Consider the following 15,285-nt stretch of genomic DNA (forward strand, 5'->3'; position numbering starts at 1 on the left):
GAACATGGTGACACCCCGGCGTGCCCGGCATAGCCGGACACGCCGACAACCATCAATCTACTTTTTCAGGTCGAAGTAATTAGCCTTGATCCAGCCCTGGTCGGGGTCGGTGCGCAGCTTCGCGTGCAGGTGTTCGTCGTGGCGATCGCCGTCGCCGTAGCGGTACGACTGACGCAGCACGCCCTCCAAGGGGAAGCCCGCGCTCTCGGCGACCCGGCACGAGCCCGGGTTGTCCACCGCGTGGCACAGTTCGATCCGGTGCAGGCCGACCGTGTCGAAGGCGAACCGCGCGGCGGCGCGCACGGCCCGGGTGGCGATGCCCCGGCCCCTGGCCCCGGGGACGGTCCAGTAGCCGATCATGCCGTGGTCCATCGCGGCGTCGACGCGCACCGAGACCGTTCCCAGCACCGGGCCGTCGCCGGGGTCGGACACCACCCAGCCGACCCGCGTGCCGCTCGACCAGTCCGCGCGCTGGCGGATCCAGGTCAGCACGTCGGTGCCGGGCGGGGGTGGGCTCCATCGCAGCAGGAGCGGATCGGTGAACGCCGCGGCGATCGCCGGCTCGTCGGCGTCCACGGGTGCGCGCAGCACCAGGTCCGCGAGTTCGATGCGCACCGGATACGGGGGGACGGTGGCCATGTCCCGCACTGTACGCAGACGCAACGGTCTCCGGCCCGTGCGGGCCGGAGACCGTGAGGTTCGCGTGAGGCGGTACTGGTTACAGAGCCCGCCGGCTGCGGCCGCTCAGGCCGGCGACGAGCGCCACACCGACCGCCGCGAGCACGACCTGGACCAGCAGCTCGCCCCAGTCGACACCCGGGGTGTCGGTGGAGATGCCGATGGCGTTGGCGACCACGGTGCCCAGCAGCGCGGCGATGACGCCGACGACCATCGTGACCAGGATCGACATGCTCTGTCGGCCGGGAACCACCAGCCGACCCAGCGCACCGACGATCAGACCGACGATGAGCGCCGTGATGATTCCGGTGACAGTCACTGCTCCTCCTCGAAGACTCTTCGTTTTCCGGTCGACTCATTGATGCCCCTCGGCCGGGCGCACCAAACACGACATCGATCGGGTGGCTTCCGGGAAAATCGGCGGCGTGCCGGGAGGCGCCTGCTGAGACTGGTGGTACCGGAAGCGAAGCACGCGATCGCACAAGCTCACCGGCAGCCAGGTGACCTCCCCCGGTGGCCGCGGGGGACGGCACGACACGGCGGGTATGGCGCCGGCCGCATCCACGGCCCGCGACCGGCGCCATGCCCGCACTGCCGCAGCAGAATCCGACATATACCCTGCAGATGCGACAGCCCGGGACGACTAGGACTGGGCGACCAGCCGGAAGGACTGGGCCGGGCCGCCGGTGCACGACCACTGCTGCACCTGCGCCCCGTCAGCCGTCGACACGTCCTGCACGTCCAGGCACTTGCCGCTGTTGCGGGCGATGAAACGGTACGACCCGTCGCCGTTCGCGACCGCCTGCCACTGCTGGTTCGTGGCGCCGCCGTAGGACCACAGGTGCACCTGCGCCCCGTCGCCGGTCGCGCCGGTGCCGCCGTTGACGTCCCACGACAGGCCGGTCGCGTAGCGGTTCACGACGTTGTAGTAGCCGCCGCCGACCGAGCGGAACTGCCACTGCTGGTTCGTCGCGGCCGGGCTGGCGCACGACCACTGCTGCAGCGCGGTGCCGTTGGCCGTGCCCCAGCCGGTGTCGTCGAGGCACTTGCCGCTGTTGGTGTTGATCACCTGGTACCACGCGGCGGTGCTGGGCTGGCCGCCCCCGCCGCCGGTGGTGGGCGGGTTCGAGGTCGGGGTGACGGTGCCGCCCGGCCACGTGAAGGTGGCCATGGCCCCGGCCGGGAGGTTCGTGCCGAACGAGGAGCCGCCGAAGGAGACCTGGAAGTTCTGCGCCCCGCCGGAGTTGACCGCCACGAGCACGATCGAGCCGTCCGGGTTGCGGAAGGCGACGTTCTCGATGCCGCCCTGGCCCTGGTTCGTCGAGTCGATGCGGACCGCGCCCGGCTTGACGAACTTCGCGAGGTGCCCAAGCACGTAGTACTCGGCGTTGTACGTGATGGTGCCGCCGTTGACGGTCACCACGCCCGTGCAGTTGGTGCACGAGCCGATCACCGGGCCGTGGTTGGCGTCCAGGGCCATGTTCCACGTCGTGACCGTCCTGGCCCAGTTGCGGGTCGCGCCGATCGCGAGGTTGCGGCCCTGCCACAGCAGCGAGTCCGCGAACGTGTTGCCCGACTCGGTGCCGGAGCACTCGGTGAAGAAGACGTCCTTGTTCGGGTACGCGTTGTGCACGGTCGTCTGCCCGCTCGGGGTGCCGCCGTAGCAGTGCCACGCGGTGCCCGCCACGTTGTTGCCGGCGCCGGCGAGCACCTGCTGCGGGAACGACGTGTTGTCCCAGTTGTGGTCCCAGGCCAGGATCTTCGTGCCGGTCCCGGCCGCGGCCAGCTTCGGGGCGAGCGAGTTGATGACGCGGACCTGCTGGTCGGACTGCATGAGCATGCCGGGGTAGCCGGGCGGGGAGAACTGCGGCTCGTTCTGGATCGACAGGTACTGGATCGCCACCCCGGCCGCCTGGTACGCCTGGACCGACTTGACCAGGTAGTCGCCGAAGGCGCCCTCGTAGCCGGTCGACAGCGAGCCGCCGACCATGTTGCCGTTGGTCTTCATCCAGCCCGGCGCGCTCCACGGCACGCCCATGACCTGCACCTGCGGGTTGATCGACTTCGCCTGGGTGAGCAGGGGCAGGATGTAGGCCTGGTCGTGCGAGACGGAGAAGCGCGACAGGCTCGGGTCGGCCGAGCCGTCGTCGTAGCTGTAGAAGCTCCGCGAGAAGTCGGAGGCGCCGAACGGCTGCCGCAGCCAGTTCAGCCCGATGCCGGAGGACGGGCTGAACAGGTTGTTCATGACCGTGTTGCGGGCCGGGGAGTTGAAGATGAGGTAGGCGCTGGCGTCGGTCAGCGAGGCGCCGAAGCCGACCATCGACTGGTAGGTGGTGTTCGGGTTCACGGTGATGACGGCGCCGCTGCCCGCGGTACCGAATGGGATGGCGCTCTTCTGGGCGAGCAGGTTGGCGCGGTCCGGGGTCGTCAGCCACACGTTCGCCGAGGTGGCGGCGAGCGCGGGCGCGGGTCGGGCGACGACGTAGGCCACGCCGGCGACGAGCACGGTGGCGGCCGTGCCCATCGCCAGCAGACGCAGGCGCATGGCGGTGCTCCTTCGGTGGGTGGGGGCGCAGCTAGGCGTACAGGCGGATGTCGGCGAGGCTCCACCAGTTCCCGGCCGCGGCGGTCGAGGTGATCCGCAGGTACCGGGCCCTGGTCGGGCGGATGTCCACATTGGTCAGCTGCCCCGCCCCGGCGCCCTGGGCGAGGGTCGTCCAGTGGGTGCCGTCGGCGCTGGTGGACAACTGCCAGCCGCGGGCCTGGTCGCCGACGCTCGCGCCGCTGTCGATCGCGACCCGGCGGAAGGTGCGCGGCGAGCCGAGGTCGACCTGCAGGTACTGCCCCGGCTCCTGGGCCGCGCCGCTGGACCAGCGGGTCGTGGCGTCCTCGTCGACGGCGAGGGCGGCGTCGGGGCTCGCGGGCGACGACGACGCCGTCGCGCCCGCGATGGACAGCAGCTTCAGCCCGTCGTCGAGCACCTTGCTCTTCGGCCAGGTGAACGTGGCGAGCGAGCCGCCGGGCAGGGTGTAGTCGAACGAGTGGCCGCCGACCGCGACCGTGAACGTTCTCGGCGCGTCGTTCTCGTTGTGGGCCACCAGGACCGTGGACCCGTCCGGGTTGCGGAAGGCCACGTCGGTGACCTCGCCGTTCCAGGCGGGGTTGCCGAAGCTGGTGCTGGCGATGCGCACCGCGCCGGGCTTCACGAACTTGGACAGGTGCCCGATGGTGTAGTACTCGGCGTCGGTGGTCCAGGACCCTTCGCCGTTCGCGCCGGCCCCGGCGGAGCCGTCGGGCTGGACCGTGATGAGGCCGGTGCAGGTGCCGCAGCCGCCGAGGTGCGGGCCGCCGGTCGAGTCCAGGGCCAGGTTCCAGGTGACCGCCGACTTGGCCCAGTTGCGGGTGACGCCGACGGTGATGGTGCGCGCGTGCCACTTCAGGGTGTCGGTGAAGTACTGCGCCGGGGTGTCGTTCGCGCCGTGCGAGCCGGAGCACTCGGTGAACCAGATGCCCTTGCCGGGGTCGGCGTCGTGCAGGGCGGTCATCGCGCTGGGGTCGCCGTAGTAGCAGTGGTACGCCGTGCCCGCGATCCAGCGGCTCGCCGGGTTCTGCAGCAGCCGGTACGGGTAGTCGGCCTCCGGGTCCTGCCCGGGCGGGGTGTTGGCGATGTCGTTGGGGTGGGTCTGCCAGTTGTGGTCGTAGCCGAGGATCTTCGTGCGCGGGCTCACCAGGCGCAGCAGCGGCCCGAGGATCTCGATGACCTTCCCGGCCTGGGTGGTGTCGAGGCCCATCACCGGCCCGCCGCCCGCGTCGCGGTTCTGCGGCTCGTTCTGGATCGTGAGGTAGTCGACGGGCACGCCGGCCGCGGCGTAGGCCAGGACGAACCTGGTCAGGTAGAGGGCGTAGCCGGCGTACACCTTCGGGTCGTCCCTGAGCTCCCCGCTGGCGAGGGAGTCACTGGTCTTCATCCACGCCGGCGGGCTCCACGGCGTCGCCATGATCTTCAGCTGCGGGTTGAGCCGCTTGGCCTCCCGCAGCAGGGGCAGGATCTGCGCCTGGTCGTGCGCGATGCTGAAGCGGGTGAGCAGATAGTCCGTCTGCCCCGGCGGCATGTCGTCGTACGTGTAGTGCTCGGGCTGCGCCGTGAAGTCCGACGCCCCGATCGGCTGCCGCAGGAAGCTCACGCCGATCCCCTCGACCGGGTCGAAGAGCGCCCGCATCGCCTCGGCCCGCCGGGCGGGCGAGAGCCGGTAGAGCACGGCCGCCGACGAGTCCGTGATCGAGGCGCCGAAGCCGTCCATGCTCTGGTACGTGCGGCTCGGGTCGACCGTGATCGTCGTGCGGCTGCTCGCGTTCGTGGTGAACGCGACGGCGGCCCGCTCGTGCATCAGCTCGGCCCGGTCGATCGTGGTGACCCAGACCCGGGCCGAGGGCGCGGCGCTCGCCTCGGCCGCGGTGGCCCCGGTGAGACCGGCCGCGACCGCCGCGCCGGCCGCGACGAGACATACCACCCTGCGCTGCATACGCATCTCCCACGCGTGTAACAAATGAAACAAGAATGTAACGTGCTGCGTGAAGCACAGCATCGGCTCCGACTGATGTCAAGAAATTGCCGGGCGCTCGTGCGGGGGCCGCTGCTACGGTCATCGGCGGCGCGAGCCGGGGGCCCGGTGCGCAGGCGTCGGATACTTCGTCATCCAGGTGTCGCGGGTTCGAGTCCCGCCCGCCGCACACGCGGCGGTAGCTCAGCCGGCAGAGCATTGGGCCATCACCGGTGCCGCTTCGAACTCGGGCCCCCGTTACCGTGTCGGCATGACCGTCGATCCGCTGGACGCGTGGGCCGCCGAGACCGGGCGGCTCGTCGAGGCGCTGCGGGACGTGCCCGAGCCGGACTGGGCGCGGCCGAGCCCGTGCCCGCCCTGGACCGCCGCGGCGCTGCTCGGGCACGTCGTGGCCGGCGTCGTGCGGGTGCCGGGCATGCTCGACGCCCCCGCGCCCGAGCGGGCCGAGATCGACGCGGCCGGGTACTTCCGGGCGGACGAGCGGTTCTCCGGCGGTACCGATGCCGAACGGATCGACTCTGGCCGGCGGGCCGCGGCCGAGGCGGGCGGCCCCGAGCTGGTGCGCCGGCTCGCCACCGCGCGCGAGGACGCGATCGGGCGCTGCCGCCGCGAGCCGCCCGGGCGGGTCGTGCGCACCCGGCACGGCGACGCGATGCTGCTGACGGACTTCCTGGTCACGCGCGTGCTGGAGGCCGGCATCCACGGGCTGGACCTCGCCGACGCGCTCGGCCGGGAGCCGTGGCTGACCCCGCCCGCGGCGCGGCTGCTCGTCGGGCTGTACGGCGGCGCGGCGCTGGGCTGGGCGCCGCTCGCGCTGCTGCGGGTCGCGACCGGGCGGGCCGAGCCGACCCCGCAGCAGGCCGCCGACCTCCAGCGGCACGGGGTGCGCCGGCTCACGCTCGGGCGGTAGGCATACTTCGAGGGTGGTGTTGTCGCGTCGCTGGTCGGTGTTCCTCGTGCTCGTCGGGGTCTGGACCTGGGTCATCTGGCCCCGGTTCCTCGTCGCCATCTGGCAGGACGACCGGGCCTGGGACGCCGCCGGGCACCCCACCGCCTTCTTCACCGTCCACGCGGTGCTCATCGCCGTCTCGCTGATCATCGGCACCGCCGTCGGCGTGCTGGGCGTCCGCGGCTGGCGGGCGGGCCGCGGGTCGTAGTCGGACCCGCGGAACCTTTCGCACCCCGCGCGGTAGAGGAGGGGCGAAGGGTCACGACGGGGAGGGGCGGCCGGTGAAGGTCGCCTGGGCCAAGACCACCGACGCCGCGGTGTCGGCCGTGGCCTTCGACGCCGCCGGCACCATGGTCGCGGCGACCGATTTCCGGTGAGCCACCGCCGCCGGCCACGCGCACCTGCGCCTGCCCGCCGGGGCCGGCACCGGGCTGTTCGACTGGCGCCGGCCCGCCCGCGGTGCAGCGCCGCCGGCCGCGGCCCGGTGCGTCACGCTACAGCCACACGCTGACCTCCAGCTTCCCCGTCGAGCCGAGATCCAGCGGGACGGTCGGCCGCACGATCTGCCGCGCGGCGCCGGGCGTGGGCGTCACGGCGAGATAGACGCCGCTCACGGGCGGCTTGCTGATGTCGTCGTACGTGTTGCGCCACGCCAGCACCGCCAGCGTGCTCTGCCCCGGGGCCAGGGCGACGGGGTGCGCCGGCTCGCTGTGGCTGCGGGCAGGCACGATCGCGATGTCCTGCGGGTCGCGGTCCTCGCCGAGCACGACGACCTCCGGCCGGCCGCTGACGGTCACCGGCCGGTCGCCGCAGTTCTCCAGGCGCAGCCCCATCTCGCGGTAGCCCATGGCCGCGTCGCCACGCTCGGCCGACAGCCGCAGCCCGTCGCCGGGGCAGGCCGTGGACTCGGCGGACGGGGTCACGCTCGGGCGGGCCGATGCCGTGGTCGGCAGCGTGTTCTGCGGCTGCGGGCCGGGCCGGGCGCAGCCGGCGAGCAGCAGCAGCGCCAGCAGTGCTACCCCCGTGGTTCTCATGCGCCGATCCTGCCCTCAGGGCGCGGGCGACAGCACGTCCGGGGTCAGCCCGGCGACGTTCGCCACGCCGGCCAGGGCCATCGTCAGGTCCAGCTCCGCGAGCACGTTGTCGATCACCTGGCGGACGCCGTCGGCGCCGGCGAGCGCGAGGCCGTACAGGTGCGGGCGGCCGAGCAGGCACGCGTCGGCGCCGAGGGCCAGAGCGAGGAACACGTCCGCGCCGGTCCGGATGCCGCTGTCGAACAGCAGCGTGGGCCCGGCGCCGACGGCGCGGCGGATCGCGACCAGCGCGTCGAGGGCGGCCACGGCGTGGTCGACCTGGCGGCCGCCGTGGTTGGACACGATGATCCCGTCGACGCCGGCGTCCAGCGCGCGCCGGGCGTCGGCCGGGTCCAGGATGCCCTTGAGCAGGATCGGCAGCCGGGTCCGGCCGCGCAGCGTCGCCAGGTGCCCCCAGCTCAGCCCCGGGTTGGAGTAGATGTCGAGGAACGTCTCGACGGCCGCGCGCGGCTCCCGGGCCCGCAGGTTGGCCCACGTGCTGCCGGGGTGCTCGCGGGCGATCGACAGCAGGGTGCGCAGGGCGCCGAGGGTGACCTGGGCCTTGGCCGCCGGAGCCTCGGCACGCTCCCGGACGATCTGCATGAACCGCGGGTCCGAGGTGTACTGCGCGATGCCCTGCCCCCGCGCGAACGGCAGCGAGCCGAGGTTGAGGTCCTGCGGCCGCCAGCCGAGCATGGTGGTGTCGAGGGTGACGACGAGCGCCCGGGCCCCGCACGCCTCGGCCCGCCCGATCAGGGAGTCCACGAGCCGCTCGTCGGTGGACCAGTAGAGCTGGTACCAGAACGGCGTGCCGCCCATCGCCTCGGCGGTGCGCTCCATCGGGCTGCAGCCCTGGTTGGACAGCACGTACGGCACCCCGGCCGCCGCCGCCCCGCGCGCGATGAGCACGTCGGAGTCCCGCCGCACGAGCGCCCCCGCCCCGACGGGCGCGAGCAGCAGCGGCGCGGCCAGGGGCGTGCCGCAGACCTCGGTGCGCAGGTCGCGCTCGGTGACGCCGTGCAGCATCCGCGGCCGGATGCGCCAGCGCTCGAACGCGGCCCGGTTGTGCCGCATCGTCGCGCCCTCGCCGGCGCCCCCGGCCACGTAGGCCCAGGCCCGCCGGGACATCCGCCGGTGCGCCGCCCGCTCCAGCTCGGCGGCGTCGGTCGGCACCGCGGGCCGCCGCCCGAGCGACCCCTGCCGGTACACCACGCCCTGCCGGGCCCGCCCGATACTCATGGCGCGGACGGTACCCTGAGCCCGATGCCCCTGCCGAGCGAGGACGAGCTGCGGGACGCGACCTGCGTGGCCTGCCCCGGCCAGTCCCTGCCGCTCGGCGCGTTCGACGTGGCCGAGCGCCCCGGCCCCGGCATCCCCTACGACGCGGCGCTCGGCTACCGGGTGCACGCGGCCACGGGCACCCCGACGTGCGTGCACCCGTACCGCGTGGGCGTGCCCCCGGCCCGGTACGCCTCGGCCGGCACGCCCCTGCCGAGGCGGCCGGCGCCCGCCCCGCCGCCCCCGGCCGACCCGCCGCTCCCGGCCGACCCGACCCTGCTGGAGGCCTGGGTGATCGCCGTCGCCTGCGGGTCCCAGCCGGCGACCCTGGGCGCGGCGCTGCGCCGGGCCGAGGCGCTGGCCCTGACCCGCTTCCCGCCCCGGGACGTCGTCGCGGCCCTGCGCCGGGTCCTGACGGTGGAGCTGGCCCGCCGGCGGTGACGGGCGCCCGGCCCGCGCGCGGCCAGTAGGGTGGGGGTTCATGAGCAGCGTCTTCTCGAAGATCCTCGCCGGTGAGCTTCCCGGCCGATTCGTGTGGCAGGACGACGACGTCGCCGCGTTCCTCAGCATCGCGCCGCTGCGCCCCGGCCACACGCTGGTCGTCCCGCGCCGGGAGGTCGACCAGTGGACCGCCGCCGACCCGGACCTGTTCGCGAAGTGCGCCACTGTCGCGCAGACGATCGGCCGGGCCGTCCAGCGCGCCTGGAACGCCCCGCGTGCCGGGCTCGTCGTGGCCGGGTTCGAGGTGCCCCACCTGCACATCCACGTCTTCCCCACGTGGGGCATGGACGACTTCGACTTCGCCCGGGTCGACCAGCACCCGGACCCCGCGGCGCTGGACGACGCCGCCGAGCGCATCCGCGCCGCCCTCGCCGAAGGGTAGGGATCCCCGGCGCCCGCGGGGTATGAGGACCACGTGCGCGTGCGCTTCGACGGGTGGATCGCCGGGATCGGGACGGCCAGCGGGACACGGCTCGTGCTCGGGCACTGGCCGCGCTCGCCGTTCGGGCCGGTCAGCGACGTGATGGTGGAGCACCCCGGCGGCCACCGGGTGCTGCTGGCCCAGACCGCGGAGCTGGCCGCGTTCGTGGCCGCCACCTACGCCTTCGACGAGGTGCGGGTCGAGGCCGTGGAGGTGAGCGCCGGGCGGGCCTGGCACGTCGGGGCGGGGCCGCTGCGGCTGGACTTCGCCGTGGGCCGCCGGGGCGGGCTGGGATGGCTGCTGCGTGCGGTACCGGCGGGACTGGCGCGGCGCCCCGGCTGGGTGCGCCTCGTGGACCTGCCGGCGCGCCTGGCGCTGCGGGGCGTGCGCACGTACGGCAGCGCGGGCAACGGGCGGCGGGAATGGTACGGCGTGCGGGACCTGCACCCCGTCGCCGCCGCCACCGCCACGTGGGACGGGCGCGACCTCGGGCCGCTGAGCGACGTCGAGCCGCCGGTGCGCTTCGGGTTCGCCTCGACGCCGCGCCACCCGTCGTTGGCCCGGATCACGACCACCGTCGAGGTCCCGGACACCCGCGGGCCCTAGGCTCCGCGCCCGTGGACGACGGCACGGCCGACCTCTGGGGCGCGGCCTACCAGATCATGGACGGACGCTGCTCGGGCGAGGACTTCCGGGCCTTCCGGCACTGGATCGTGAGCACCCTGGACCCGGACACCGCCGCGCGGGTCCTCGCCGAGCCGGACGCGCTGGCCGAGGTGCCCGAGATCCGGCGCCTCGCCGGGCGGGAGACCCGCGACTGGGACGAGGCCGAGTGGCCGCGGGCGGCGCCGCCCGCGGGCCCGGCACCGGCCGGGCCGGCGTGGGACTTCGACGATCCCCGCGAGGTGGCCCGGCGGCTGCCGCGGCTGCGGCGGATGTTCCCGCGCATCGGCGAGGTACGCGAGGCGCGGGAGCATCCACTGCACGTCACCTAGCAGGCGTTGCTGCGGAAGCTCGACACCGCCGCGCCCGTGAACCCGCAGGTGAACGGGGTGAAGCGCGAGTCCTGGCTGACCCACCGCTTGAACCAGGAGACCATCGCCCGCGACACGGTCGGGTTGGTGGTCTGCGGGAAGAAGTGGCTGGCGCCCGTCAGCTCGACGTACGTCTTGGGACCGGCCAGGGTGTTGTAGAACGGGATGGCGTGGCTCGCCGGCGGGGCGACCGTGTCCGACTGGCCACCGACGATGAGCACCGGCTCGCTCACGGTGTTCCAGGTCTTGTCGGTGTTCCAGGGCGCGAGCGGAACGCCGGCCTTGACCAGCCCCGTCGTGTCGGCGGCGAGCGCCTCGAGGGTGCCGCCGCCGCCCATGGAGTGCCCGGCCACGCCGCGGCGGCTGCCGTCGACGTGGGAGCGCACCGCCGTCGGCGACGAGCCGACGGCCCAGTTGAGCGCGGCGAGGAGCTGGCTGCCCCGGCTGGCCGGCTGGTCGTAGATCGAGTTCGTCTCGATCCCGACCACCACGAAGCCCCACGAGGACAGGCGGGGGCCGAGCCAGGCGAGGCTGGACCAGGTGGCGGTGAACCCGGGCGAGATGGCGATCACCGGGTACTGCCCGGCGGCGGTCGGGTAGTACACGCGGCCGCCGCCGAAGCCGCTGACCGTGCTGGGGATGCTCGCCGAGGTGGTGGCGAAGCTGCCGTTGCCGGTGATGTTGGACGCGGTCGGCGCCTGGCCGATCTCGTCCGCCAGGGCCGGGGGCGCGACCGCGGCGACGGCCGAGCCCATGAGGGTGAGGAACAGCCCGACGCGCAGCGCGAGCCGGATGGCGGGGGTGTTTCGCACCGTTGTCTCCCGGTTGAGGAGGGGAACACTTCGATGCGCGTCAGTGTGTCCAGGTCAGGCCGGGTCCGGGATCCGTGAAATCGCCAGTTTCAGCTGTTCGGCCCAGCCGTCGGTGTGGATCACGCGGCCGGCGAAGCGCTCCCGCAGGACCCGCAGGGCGGGCAGGCGCTGGGCGGTCTTGCGGTACTGCGAGGCGGCCGAGGTCGCGTCGGCGTGGATCCCCTCGACGCGGAAGCCGAGCAGGTCCAGGGCCCGGTTGAGCTGGGCCGCCTGGTCGGCGTCGCGGCAGGTGAACACGTAGGTGGCGTGGTCGGCCGCGTTGAGCACCTCGTGGACCAGGTGCCCGGACGGGGTGAGGACCAGCAGGAACGCGAGCACCGCGGGGTCGGCCGCGTCCGTGAGCGCCGCGTGGTCGGTGTACGCGGGGGTGACGGACTCGTGCGGGAAGACCGACCGGGGCAGGTGGGGGCCGGCGGAGTTGCCGCTCTGGAAGCCGCCCATGGTGCCGAGCATGCCGTAGGCGAGCCCGGGGCCGTAGGCGTCGAACGGGCCGTCGAAGCCCGACCCCGCGCCCGAAACCAGGCCCGCGGCGAGCATCCCCGGCAGGCCCGGGCCGAAGGAGCCGGCCCGCCCGTCGTGGTCGAGGACCGGCGGCCGGGCGGAGTCGCGCCACGGGCCGGCGCCGGAGCCCGCCCGCTGCACGGACACCGTCTGCTTGAACCCCAGCCACACCCGCCCCAGGCCGAGCAGGCGCCGGGCGCCCGCGACCCGCTCGGGCCGGGTGGCCGCGTTGATCAGGGCCGCGAACACGCCGGCCTCGACCGCCTCGAGGCCCTCGCGCGGGGCGGCGAGCCCGTCGCGCAGCTGTGCCGCGACCGAGCGCAGCGCGACCGGGCCGAGGCCGGGCAGCAGGGCGGCGAGGAAGTGGCTGGTGCGCCCGGACGCGGCGGCGGTGCGGGCGCGCAGCAGGTCGAGGAACTCGCTGGTGCGGCGGGCGAGGCGGCCGACGGCGATCGGGGGGCGCCCCGGGACGTCGATGCCGATGGTGTACCCGCTGGCGTCGGTCGTCACGCCCTTGATGAACGCGTACGGGACCTTCTCGGCGAGCCCGGCGTCCGGGACGATCACGAGCGCGTCGTCGTAGAGCCGCAGCTCGGCCGGGGAGCCGTCGGCCCACCCGGGGAACGCCTCGGCCGAGCCGACGCCGTCGAGGAGCAGCACCCGCTCGGTGTCGGCGACCCGCGCCTCGGACAGCTCCGCGAGCAGCTGGGTGCGCATCACGCCGAGGCGGCTCAGCTCGAGCCGGGCGCCGTCGGCGAGGGTGAGCAGCACGACGTACGGCTGCGGCTCCTGGATCTCCACGACGTCCCCGGGCGCGACCCGCAGGACGGCGCCCTGCTCGGGGGTCACGACCAGCGCGCCGCCGGCCATCTCGGCGGTGCCGCCGCCCTCGTCGAGCAGGGCACCGCCGTCGGCGATGAGGCGGTAGTGCACGTCAGGCCGTCGACTGGCCGCATTCGGCGCAGAACATCGCGCCCGGGCTCGTCGGCGTGCCGCAGTTGCCGCAGAACTTCTTCTGCTGGGCCGGGGCCGCCGCCAGCGGGGTGCCGCAGTGCTGGCAGAACTTGCCGCCGCCGGTCTCGTTCATGCAGGAGGGGCACCGGCCCACGGCCTGGTCGCGGTAGTTGACGCCCTGGGTCCAGTTGACCTGGTTGATCTGCTCGTGCAGCTGGTTGACCTGGGCGGCCGCCTGCATGCCGGCGATCTCCTGGTCCAGGCGCGGGGCGCAGCTCGTGCACAGGCCGCGCTCGTGGTTCCAGCAGACCTGCTGGCACACCCACTGACCGCAGCGGTGGCACTGGGTGAAGTGGACCTGCATCTCCTCGGCGGCCTTGGCCAGGGCCTTGTCGCGGGTCGAGCCGCGCACGCCGTCGCGCATCCACTCCGCGTCCCAGCCGATCTGGGAGGCCTTGTTGCCGATCTCCCCGCCGAGCAGGTCGCCGCCGATGCGCAGCAGACGACCGCCGAAGCCGGTGACGGAGTGCTGGAACGAGGAGGAGTACCCGTTTCCGCACCGCATGCAGTTGAACTCGAACTGGTACCCCTCGCGGGTCGAGTGGTCCGAGTAGTTGTTGGTGAACGGCACCATGCCAGCCATCGGCGACAAACCCCTATTCGAGAGCAACCGGCCTACCTGCCTGTTGTACCTGTTGCTCGCCGGGGACATGATCGGCAAGTCGGTCATATGACATCGCCTGATCGGCTCCGACCTGCGGACCGGCACGTAGTACTGCACGGTTGCGGTCGATGCCCCGAACGCGTTCGCGCGCCGGGGCGGGACGGCGCCGCGGGCGGGACGGCGCCGCGGGCGGGACGGCGCCGCGGCCGCCGGGCGTGACGGCGCCGCGGCCGCCGGGCGTGACGGCGCCGCGGCCGCCGGGCGTGACGGCGCCGCGGCCGCCGGGCGTGACGGCGCCGCGGCCGCCGGGCGTGACGGCGCCGCGGCCGCCGGGGCGGGCGGCCGCGGCGCCCGCCCGGCTCAGGCCGTGATCGTCGGCCAGGCGAAGGCCAGCAGCGCGCAGGCGGCCGCGAGGCAGGCGAGGTTCACGCCCCGCACGGGCACGGGCAGCGCGGCGACGACGAGCAGGACAATGGCGATGATGTAGAGCACGGCCTGAGCCGACACGACGGCCTCCGGGGTCAAGGGGTTCGGACTGGTCGATCCATACCCCCGGCACCGTCCACATGAAACACTCGAGGAGCACGCACATGCCCGCACCCGACGAGCCCCTGCGCAAGCTGGGTTTCCTCACCATCGGCCTGTTCGACCCGGAGCGTCCGGCGGCCGGGCACGAGTCCACGCTCGAGGTCATCGCGCTCGGCGAGCGGCTCGGCTTCGACAGCGCCTGGCTGCGCCACCGGCACCTGCAGCACGGGATCAGCTCGCCGCTGACGGTGATCGCGGCGGCGTCGCAGCGCACCAGCCGGATCGAACTGGGCACCGCCGTGATGCCGCTGGGCTGGGAGAACCCGCTGCGCCTGGCCGAGGACCTGGCGACCGTCGACCTGCTCAGCGGCGGGCGGCTCAACCCGGGGATCAGCGTCGGGCCGCCGATGCACTACGACCGCGTCCGCGCCGCGCTGTATCCGGACACCGCGGACGCCGAGGACTTCACGTACGCGCGGGTCGAGCGGCTCCTGTCGTTCGTCGCGGGCGAGGCGGCCACCGACTTCGAGGGCACCGAGGGGTTCGAGGTCTTCTCACGGCGCGTGGAGCCGCACTCGCCGGGGCTGCGGTCGCGGATGTGGTACGGCGGCGGCAGTCTCCGCTCGGCGCAGTGGACCGGCGAGCACGGCATGAACCTGCTCACGAGCAGCGTCGTGAAGGCCGAGGATCCCGAGGACCCCGCCCCGGACTTCGCCGCCATCCAGCTCGCCCACGTGCGGGCGTTCCGCGCGGCCCACCCGGACGGCGCCGCGGCGCGCGTGTCGCAGGGCCTCGTCGTCATCCCGACCGACAGCGCGACGCCGGCGCAGCGGGAGAAGTACGCCGAGTACGCCGCCCGGCGCACCCCGCGCACGGCCACGCCGCAGGGGCCGGCGCGCCTGATGTTCGCCCCGGACCTCGTCGGCCCGGCGCAGGAGATCGCCGAGCGGCTCTACGCGCACGCCGCCTTCCGCGAGATCGACGAGGTCGCCTTCGCGCTGCCGTTCACCTTCGGGCACGACGACTACGTGCAGATCCTGACCGACATCGCGACCCGGCTGGGCCCGGCCCTGGGCTGGGCGCCGTCGTCGCGCGCGGGGTCGTGACGGGCTGCCGGTCAGCGCCGCAGGAGCGCCTCGGCGGCGGCCCGTCCCGGCCCTGGGCGGGGCGCCGTCGTCGCGCGCGGAGTCGTGACGGGCTGCCGGTCAGCGCCGCAGGAGCGCCTCGGCGGCGGCCCGTCCCGGCCCTGGGCGGGCCGCCGTCGTCGCGC

Annotated in this window: 17 protein-coding genes; 7 read left to right on the forward strand and 10 right to left on the reverse strand. The window is 74.0% G+C overall.

Annotated elements, in window-relative coordinates; all coding sequences use genetic code 11:
• Nucleotides 1–57: 57 nt before the first annotated feature.
• The 4 genes from ACQP1P_RS30525 to ACQP1P_RS30540 form a co-directional block, all read right to left on the reverse strand.
• Nucleotides 58–639 (reverse strand): GNAT family N-acetyltransferase, encoded by a 582-nt coding sequence (locus ACQP1P_RS30525; protein WP_433075987.1) that lies wholly within the window; start codon nucleotides 637–639, stop codon nucleotides 58–60.
• Nucleotides 640–718: 79 nt separating this feature from the next.
• The gene (locus tag ACQP1P_RS30530; protein ID WP_433075989.1) at nucleotides 719–997 is read right to left on the reverse strand and encodes a GlsB/YeaQ/YmgE family stress response membrane protein; all 279 of its coding nucleotides are present in this window, start codon (nucleotides 995–997) and stop codon (nucleotides 719–721) included.
• Nucleotides 998–1,321: 324 nt separating this feature from the next.
• Entirely contained in the window at nucleotides 1,322–3,223 is a 1,902-nt protein-coding gene (locus tag ACQP1P_RS30535; RefSeq protein ID WP_433075991.1) for an RICIN domain-containing protein, read from the reverse strand.
• A 31-nt stretch (nucleotides 3,224–3,254) separates the two neighbouring features.
• Nucleotides 3,255–5,201 (reverse strand): discoidin domain-containing protein, encoded by a 1,947-nt coding sequence (locus ACQP1P_RS30540; RefSeq protein ID WP_433075993.1) that lies wholly within the window; start codon nucleotides 5,199–5,201, stop codon nucleotides 3,255–3,257.
• 289 nt (nucleotides 5,202–5,490) lie between these two features.
• On the opposite strand from ACQP1P_RS30540, the gene ACQP1P_RS30545 reads away from it, so the two are divergent.
• Nucleotides 5,491–6,150, forward strand: coding sequence for a maleylpyruvate isomerase N-terminal domain-containing protein (locus ACQP1P_RS30545; RefSeq protein WP_433075995.1), 660 nt, complete (start codon nucleotides 5,491–5,493; stop codon nucleotides 6,148–6,150).
• Between the two features lie 13 nt (nucleotides 6,151–6,163).
• Complete coding sequence (locus ACQP1P_RS30550) at nucleotides 6,164–6,397, forward strand: SCO4848 family membrane protein (RefSeq protein ID WP_433075997.1); 234 nt, start codon at nucleotides 6,164–6,166, stop codon at nucleotides 6,395–6,397.
• A gap of 286 nt (nucleotides 6,398–6,683) precedes the next feature.
• On the opposite strand, the gene ACQP1P_RS30555 is transcribed toward ACQP1P_RS30550, so the two are convergent.
• Entirely contained in the window at nucleotides 6,684–7,223 is a 540-nt protein-coding gene (locus ACQP1P_RS30555) for a DUF4232 domain-containing protein (protein ID WP_433075999.1), read from the reverse strand.
• Nucleotides 7,224–7,238: 15 nt separating this feature from the next.
• The gene (locus tag ACQP1P_RS30560; protein WP_433076001.1) at nucleotides 7,239–8,501 is read right to left on the reverse strand and encodes an alpha-hydroxy-acid oxidizing protein; all 1,263 of its coding nucleotides are present in this window, start codon (nucleotides 8,499–8,501) and stop codon (nucleotides 7,239–7,241) included.
• Between the two features lie 24 nt (nucleotides 8,502–8,525).
• Here ACQP1P_RS30560 and ACQP1P_RS30565 point away from each other — a divergent pair, with 24 nt between their 5' ends.
• The 4 genes from ACQP1P_RS30565 to ACQP1P_RS30580 are packed head-to-tail and all read left to right on the forward strand — an operon-like array spanning nucleotide 8,526 to nucleotide 10,457.
• Nucleotides 8,526–8,981 carry a hypothetical protein gene (locus tag ACQP1P_RS30565; protein ID WP_433076003.1) on the forward strand — a complete coding sequence of 152 codons (456 nt, stop codon included), beginning with the start codon at nucleotides 8,526–8,528 and terminating at the stop codon, nucleotides 8,979–8,981.
• A 40-nt stretch (nucleotides 8,982–9,021) separates the two neighbouring features.
• Complete coding sequence (locus ACQP1P_RS30570) at nucleotides 9,022–9,423, forward strand: HIT family protein (protein WP_433076005.1); 402 nt, start codon at nucleotides 9,022–9,024, stop codon at nucleotides 9,421–9,423.
• Between the two features lie 33 nt (nucleotides 9,424–9,456).
• On the forward strand, nucleotides 9,457–10,068 hold the full coding sequence (locus ACQP1P_RS30575; RefSeq protein ID WP_433076007.1) for a hypothetical protein: 612 nt from the start codon (nucleotides 9,457–9,459) through the stop codon (nucleotides 10,066–10,068).
• Nucleotides 10,069–10,079: 11 nt separating this feature from the next.
• The gene (locus ACQP1P_RS30580; protein WP_433076008.1) at nucleotides 10,080–10,457 is read left to right on the forward strand and encodes a DUF4240 domain-containing protein; all 378 of its coding nucleotides are present in this window, start codon (nucleotides 10,080–10,082) and stop codon (nucleotides 10,455–10,457) included.
• Here ACQP1P_RS30580 and ACQP1P_RS30585 read toward each other — a convergent pair.
• The 4 genes from ACQP1P_RS30585 to ACQP1P_RS30600 all read right to left on the reverse strand — a co-directional run bounded on the left by ACQP1P_RS30585 (nucleotide 10,454) and on the right by ACQP1P_RS30600 (nucleotide 13,994).
• Complete coding sequence (locus ACQP1P_RS30585; RefSeq protein ID WP_433076010.1) at nucleotides 10,454–11,308, reverse strand: alpha/beta hydrolase family protein; 855 nt, start codon at nucleotides 11,306–11,308, stop codon at nucleotides 10,454–10,456. The genes ACQP1P_RS30580 and ACQP1P_RS30585 overlap by 4 nt on opposite strands.
• Nucleotides 11,309–11,362: 54 nt before the next feature.
• Entirely contained in the window at nucleotides 11,363–12,802 is a 1,440-nt protein-coding gene (locus tag ACQP1P_RS30590) for a hypothetical protein (RefSeq protein ID WP_433076012.1), read from the reverse strand.
• 1 nt (nucleotide 12,803) lies between these two features.
• The gene (locus tag ACQP1P_RS30595) at nucleotides 12,804–13,466 is read right to left on the reverse strand and encodes a zinc ribbon domain-containing protein (RefSeq protein WP_433076014.1); all 663 of its coding nucleotides are present in this window, start codon (nucleotides 13,464–13,466) and stop codon (nucleotides 12,804–12,806) included.
• Nucleotides 13,467–13,847: 381 nt separating this feature from the next.
• Complete coding sequence (locus ACQP1P_RS30600) at nucleotides 13,848–13,994, reverse strand: hypothetical protein (protein WP_433076016.1); 147 nt, start codon at nucleotides 13,992–13,994, stop codon at nucleotides 13,848–13,850.
• Nucleotides 13,995–14,077: 83 nt separating this feature from the next.
• Here ACQP1P_RS30600 and ACQP1P_RS30605 point away from each other — a divergent pair, with 83 nt between their 5' ends.
• Complete coding sequence (locus ACQP1P_RS30605; RefSeq protein ID WP_433076018.1) at nucleotides 14,078–15,121, forward strand: LLM class flavin-dependent oxidoreductase; 1,044 nt, start codon at nucleotides 14,078–14,080, stop codon at nucleotides 15,119–15,121.
• Nucleotides 15,122–15,285 lie beyond the last annotated feature (164 nt).

It is taken from the genome of Dactylosporangium sp. CA-052675 (assembly GCF_050947935.1).
GTDB lineage: Bacteria > Actinomycetota > Actinomycetes > Mycobacteriales > Micromonosporaceae > Dactylosporangium.

Excerpts from the sequence above, each read along its gene's own strand:
- ACQP1P_RS30570 (WP_433076005.1), top strand. The coding sequence starts at position 9,022 with ATGAGCAGCGTCTTCTCGAAGATCCTCGCCGGTGAGCTTCCCGGCCGA.
- ACQP1P_RS30555 (WP_433075999.1), bottom strand. The coding sequence starts at position 7,223 with ATGAGAACCACGGGGGTAGCACTGCTGGCGCTGCTGCTGCTCGCCGGC.
- ACQP1P_RS30595 (WP_433076014.1), bottom strand. The coding sequence starts at position 13,466 with ATGGCTGGCATGGTGCCGTTCACCAACAACTACTCGGACCACTCGACC.
- ACQP1P_RS30605 (WP_433076018.1), top strand. The coding sequence starts at position 14,078 with ATGCCCGCACCCGACGAGCCCCTGCGCAAGCTGGGTTTCCTCACCATC.
- ACQP1P_RS30540 (WP_433075993.1), bottom strand. The coding sequence starts at position 5,201 with ATGCAGCGCAGGGTGGTATGTCTCGTCGCGGCCGGCGCGGCGGTCGCG.
- ACQP1P_RS30565 (WP_433076003.1), top strand. The coding sequence starts at position 8,526 with ATGCCCCTGCCGAGCGAGGACGAGCTGCGGGACGCGACCTGCGTGGCC.
- ACQP1P_RS30525 (WP_433075987.1), bottom strand. The coding sequence starts at position 639 with ATGGCCACCGTCCCCCCGTATCCGGTGCGCATCGAACTCGCGGACCTG.
- ACQP1P_RS30560 (WP_433076001.1), bottom strand. The coding sequence starts at position 8,501 with ATGAGTATCGGGCGGGCCCGGCAGGGCGTGGTGTACCGGCAGGGGTCG.
- ACQP1P_RS30535 (WP_433075991.1), bottom strand. The coding sequence starts at position 3,223 with ATGCGCCTGCGTCTGCTGGCGATGGGCACGGCCGCCACCGTGCTCGTC.
- ACQP1P_RS30545 (WP_433075995.1), top strand. The coding sequence starts at position 5,491 with ATGACCGTCGATCCGCTGGACGCGTGGGCCGCCGAGACCGGGCGGCTC.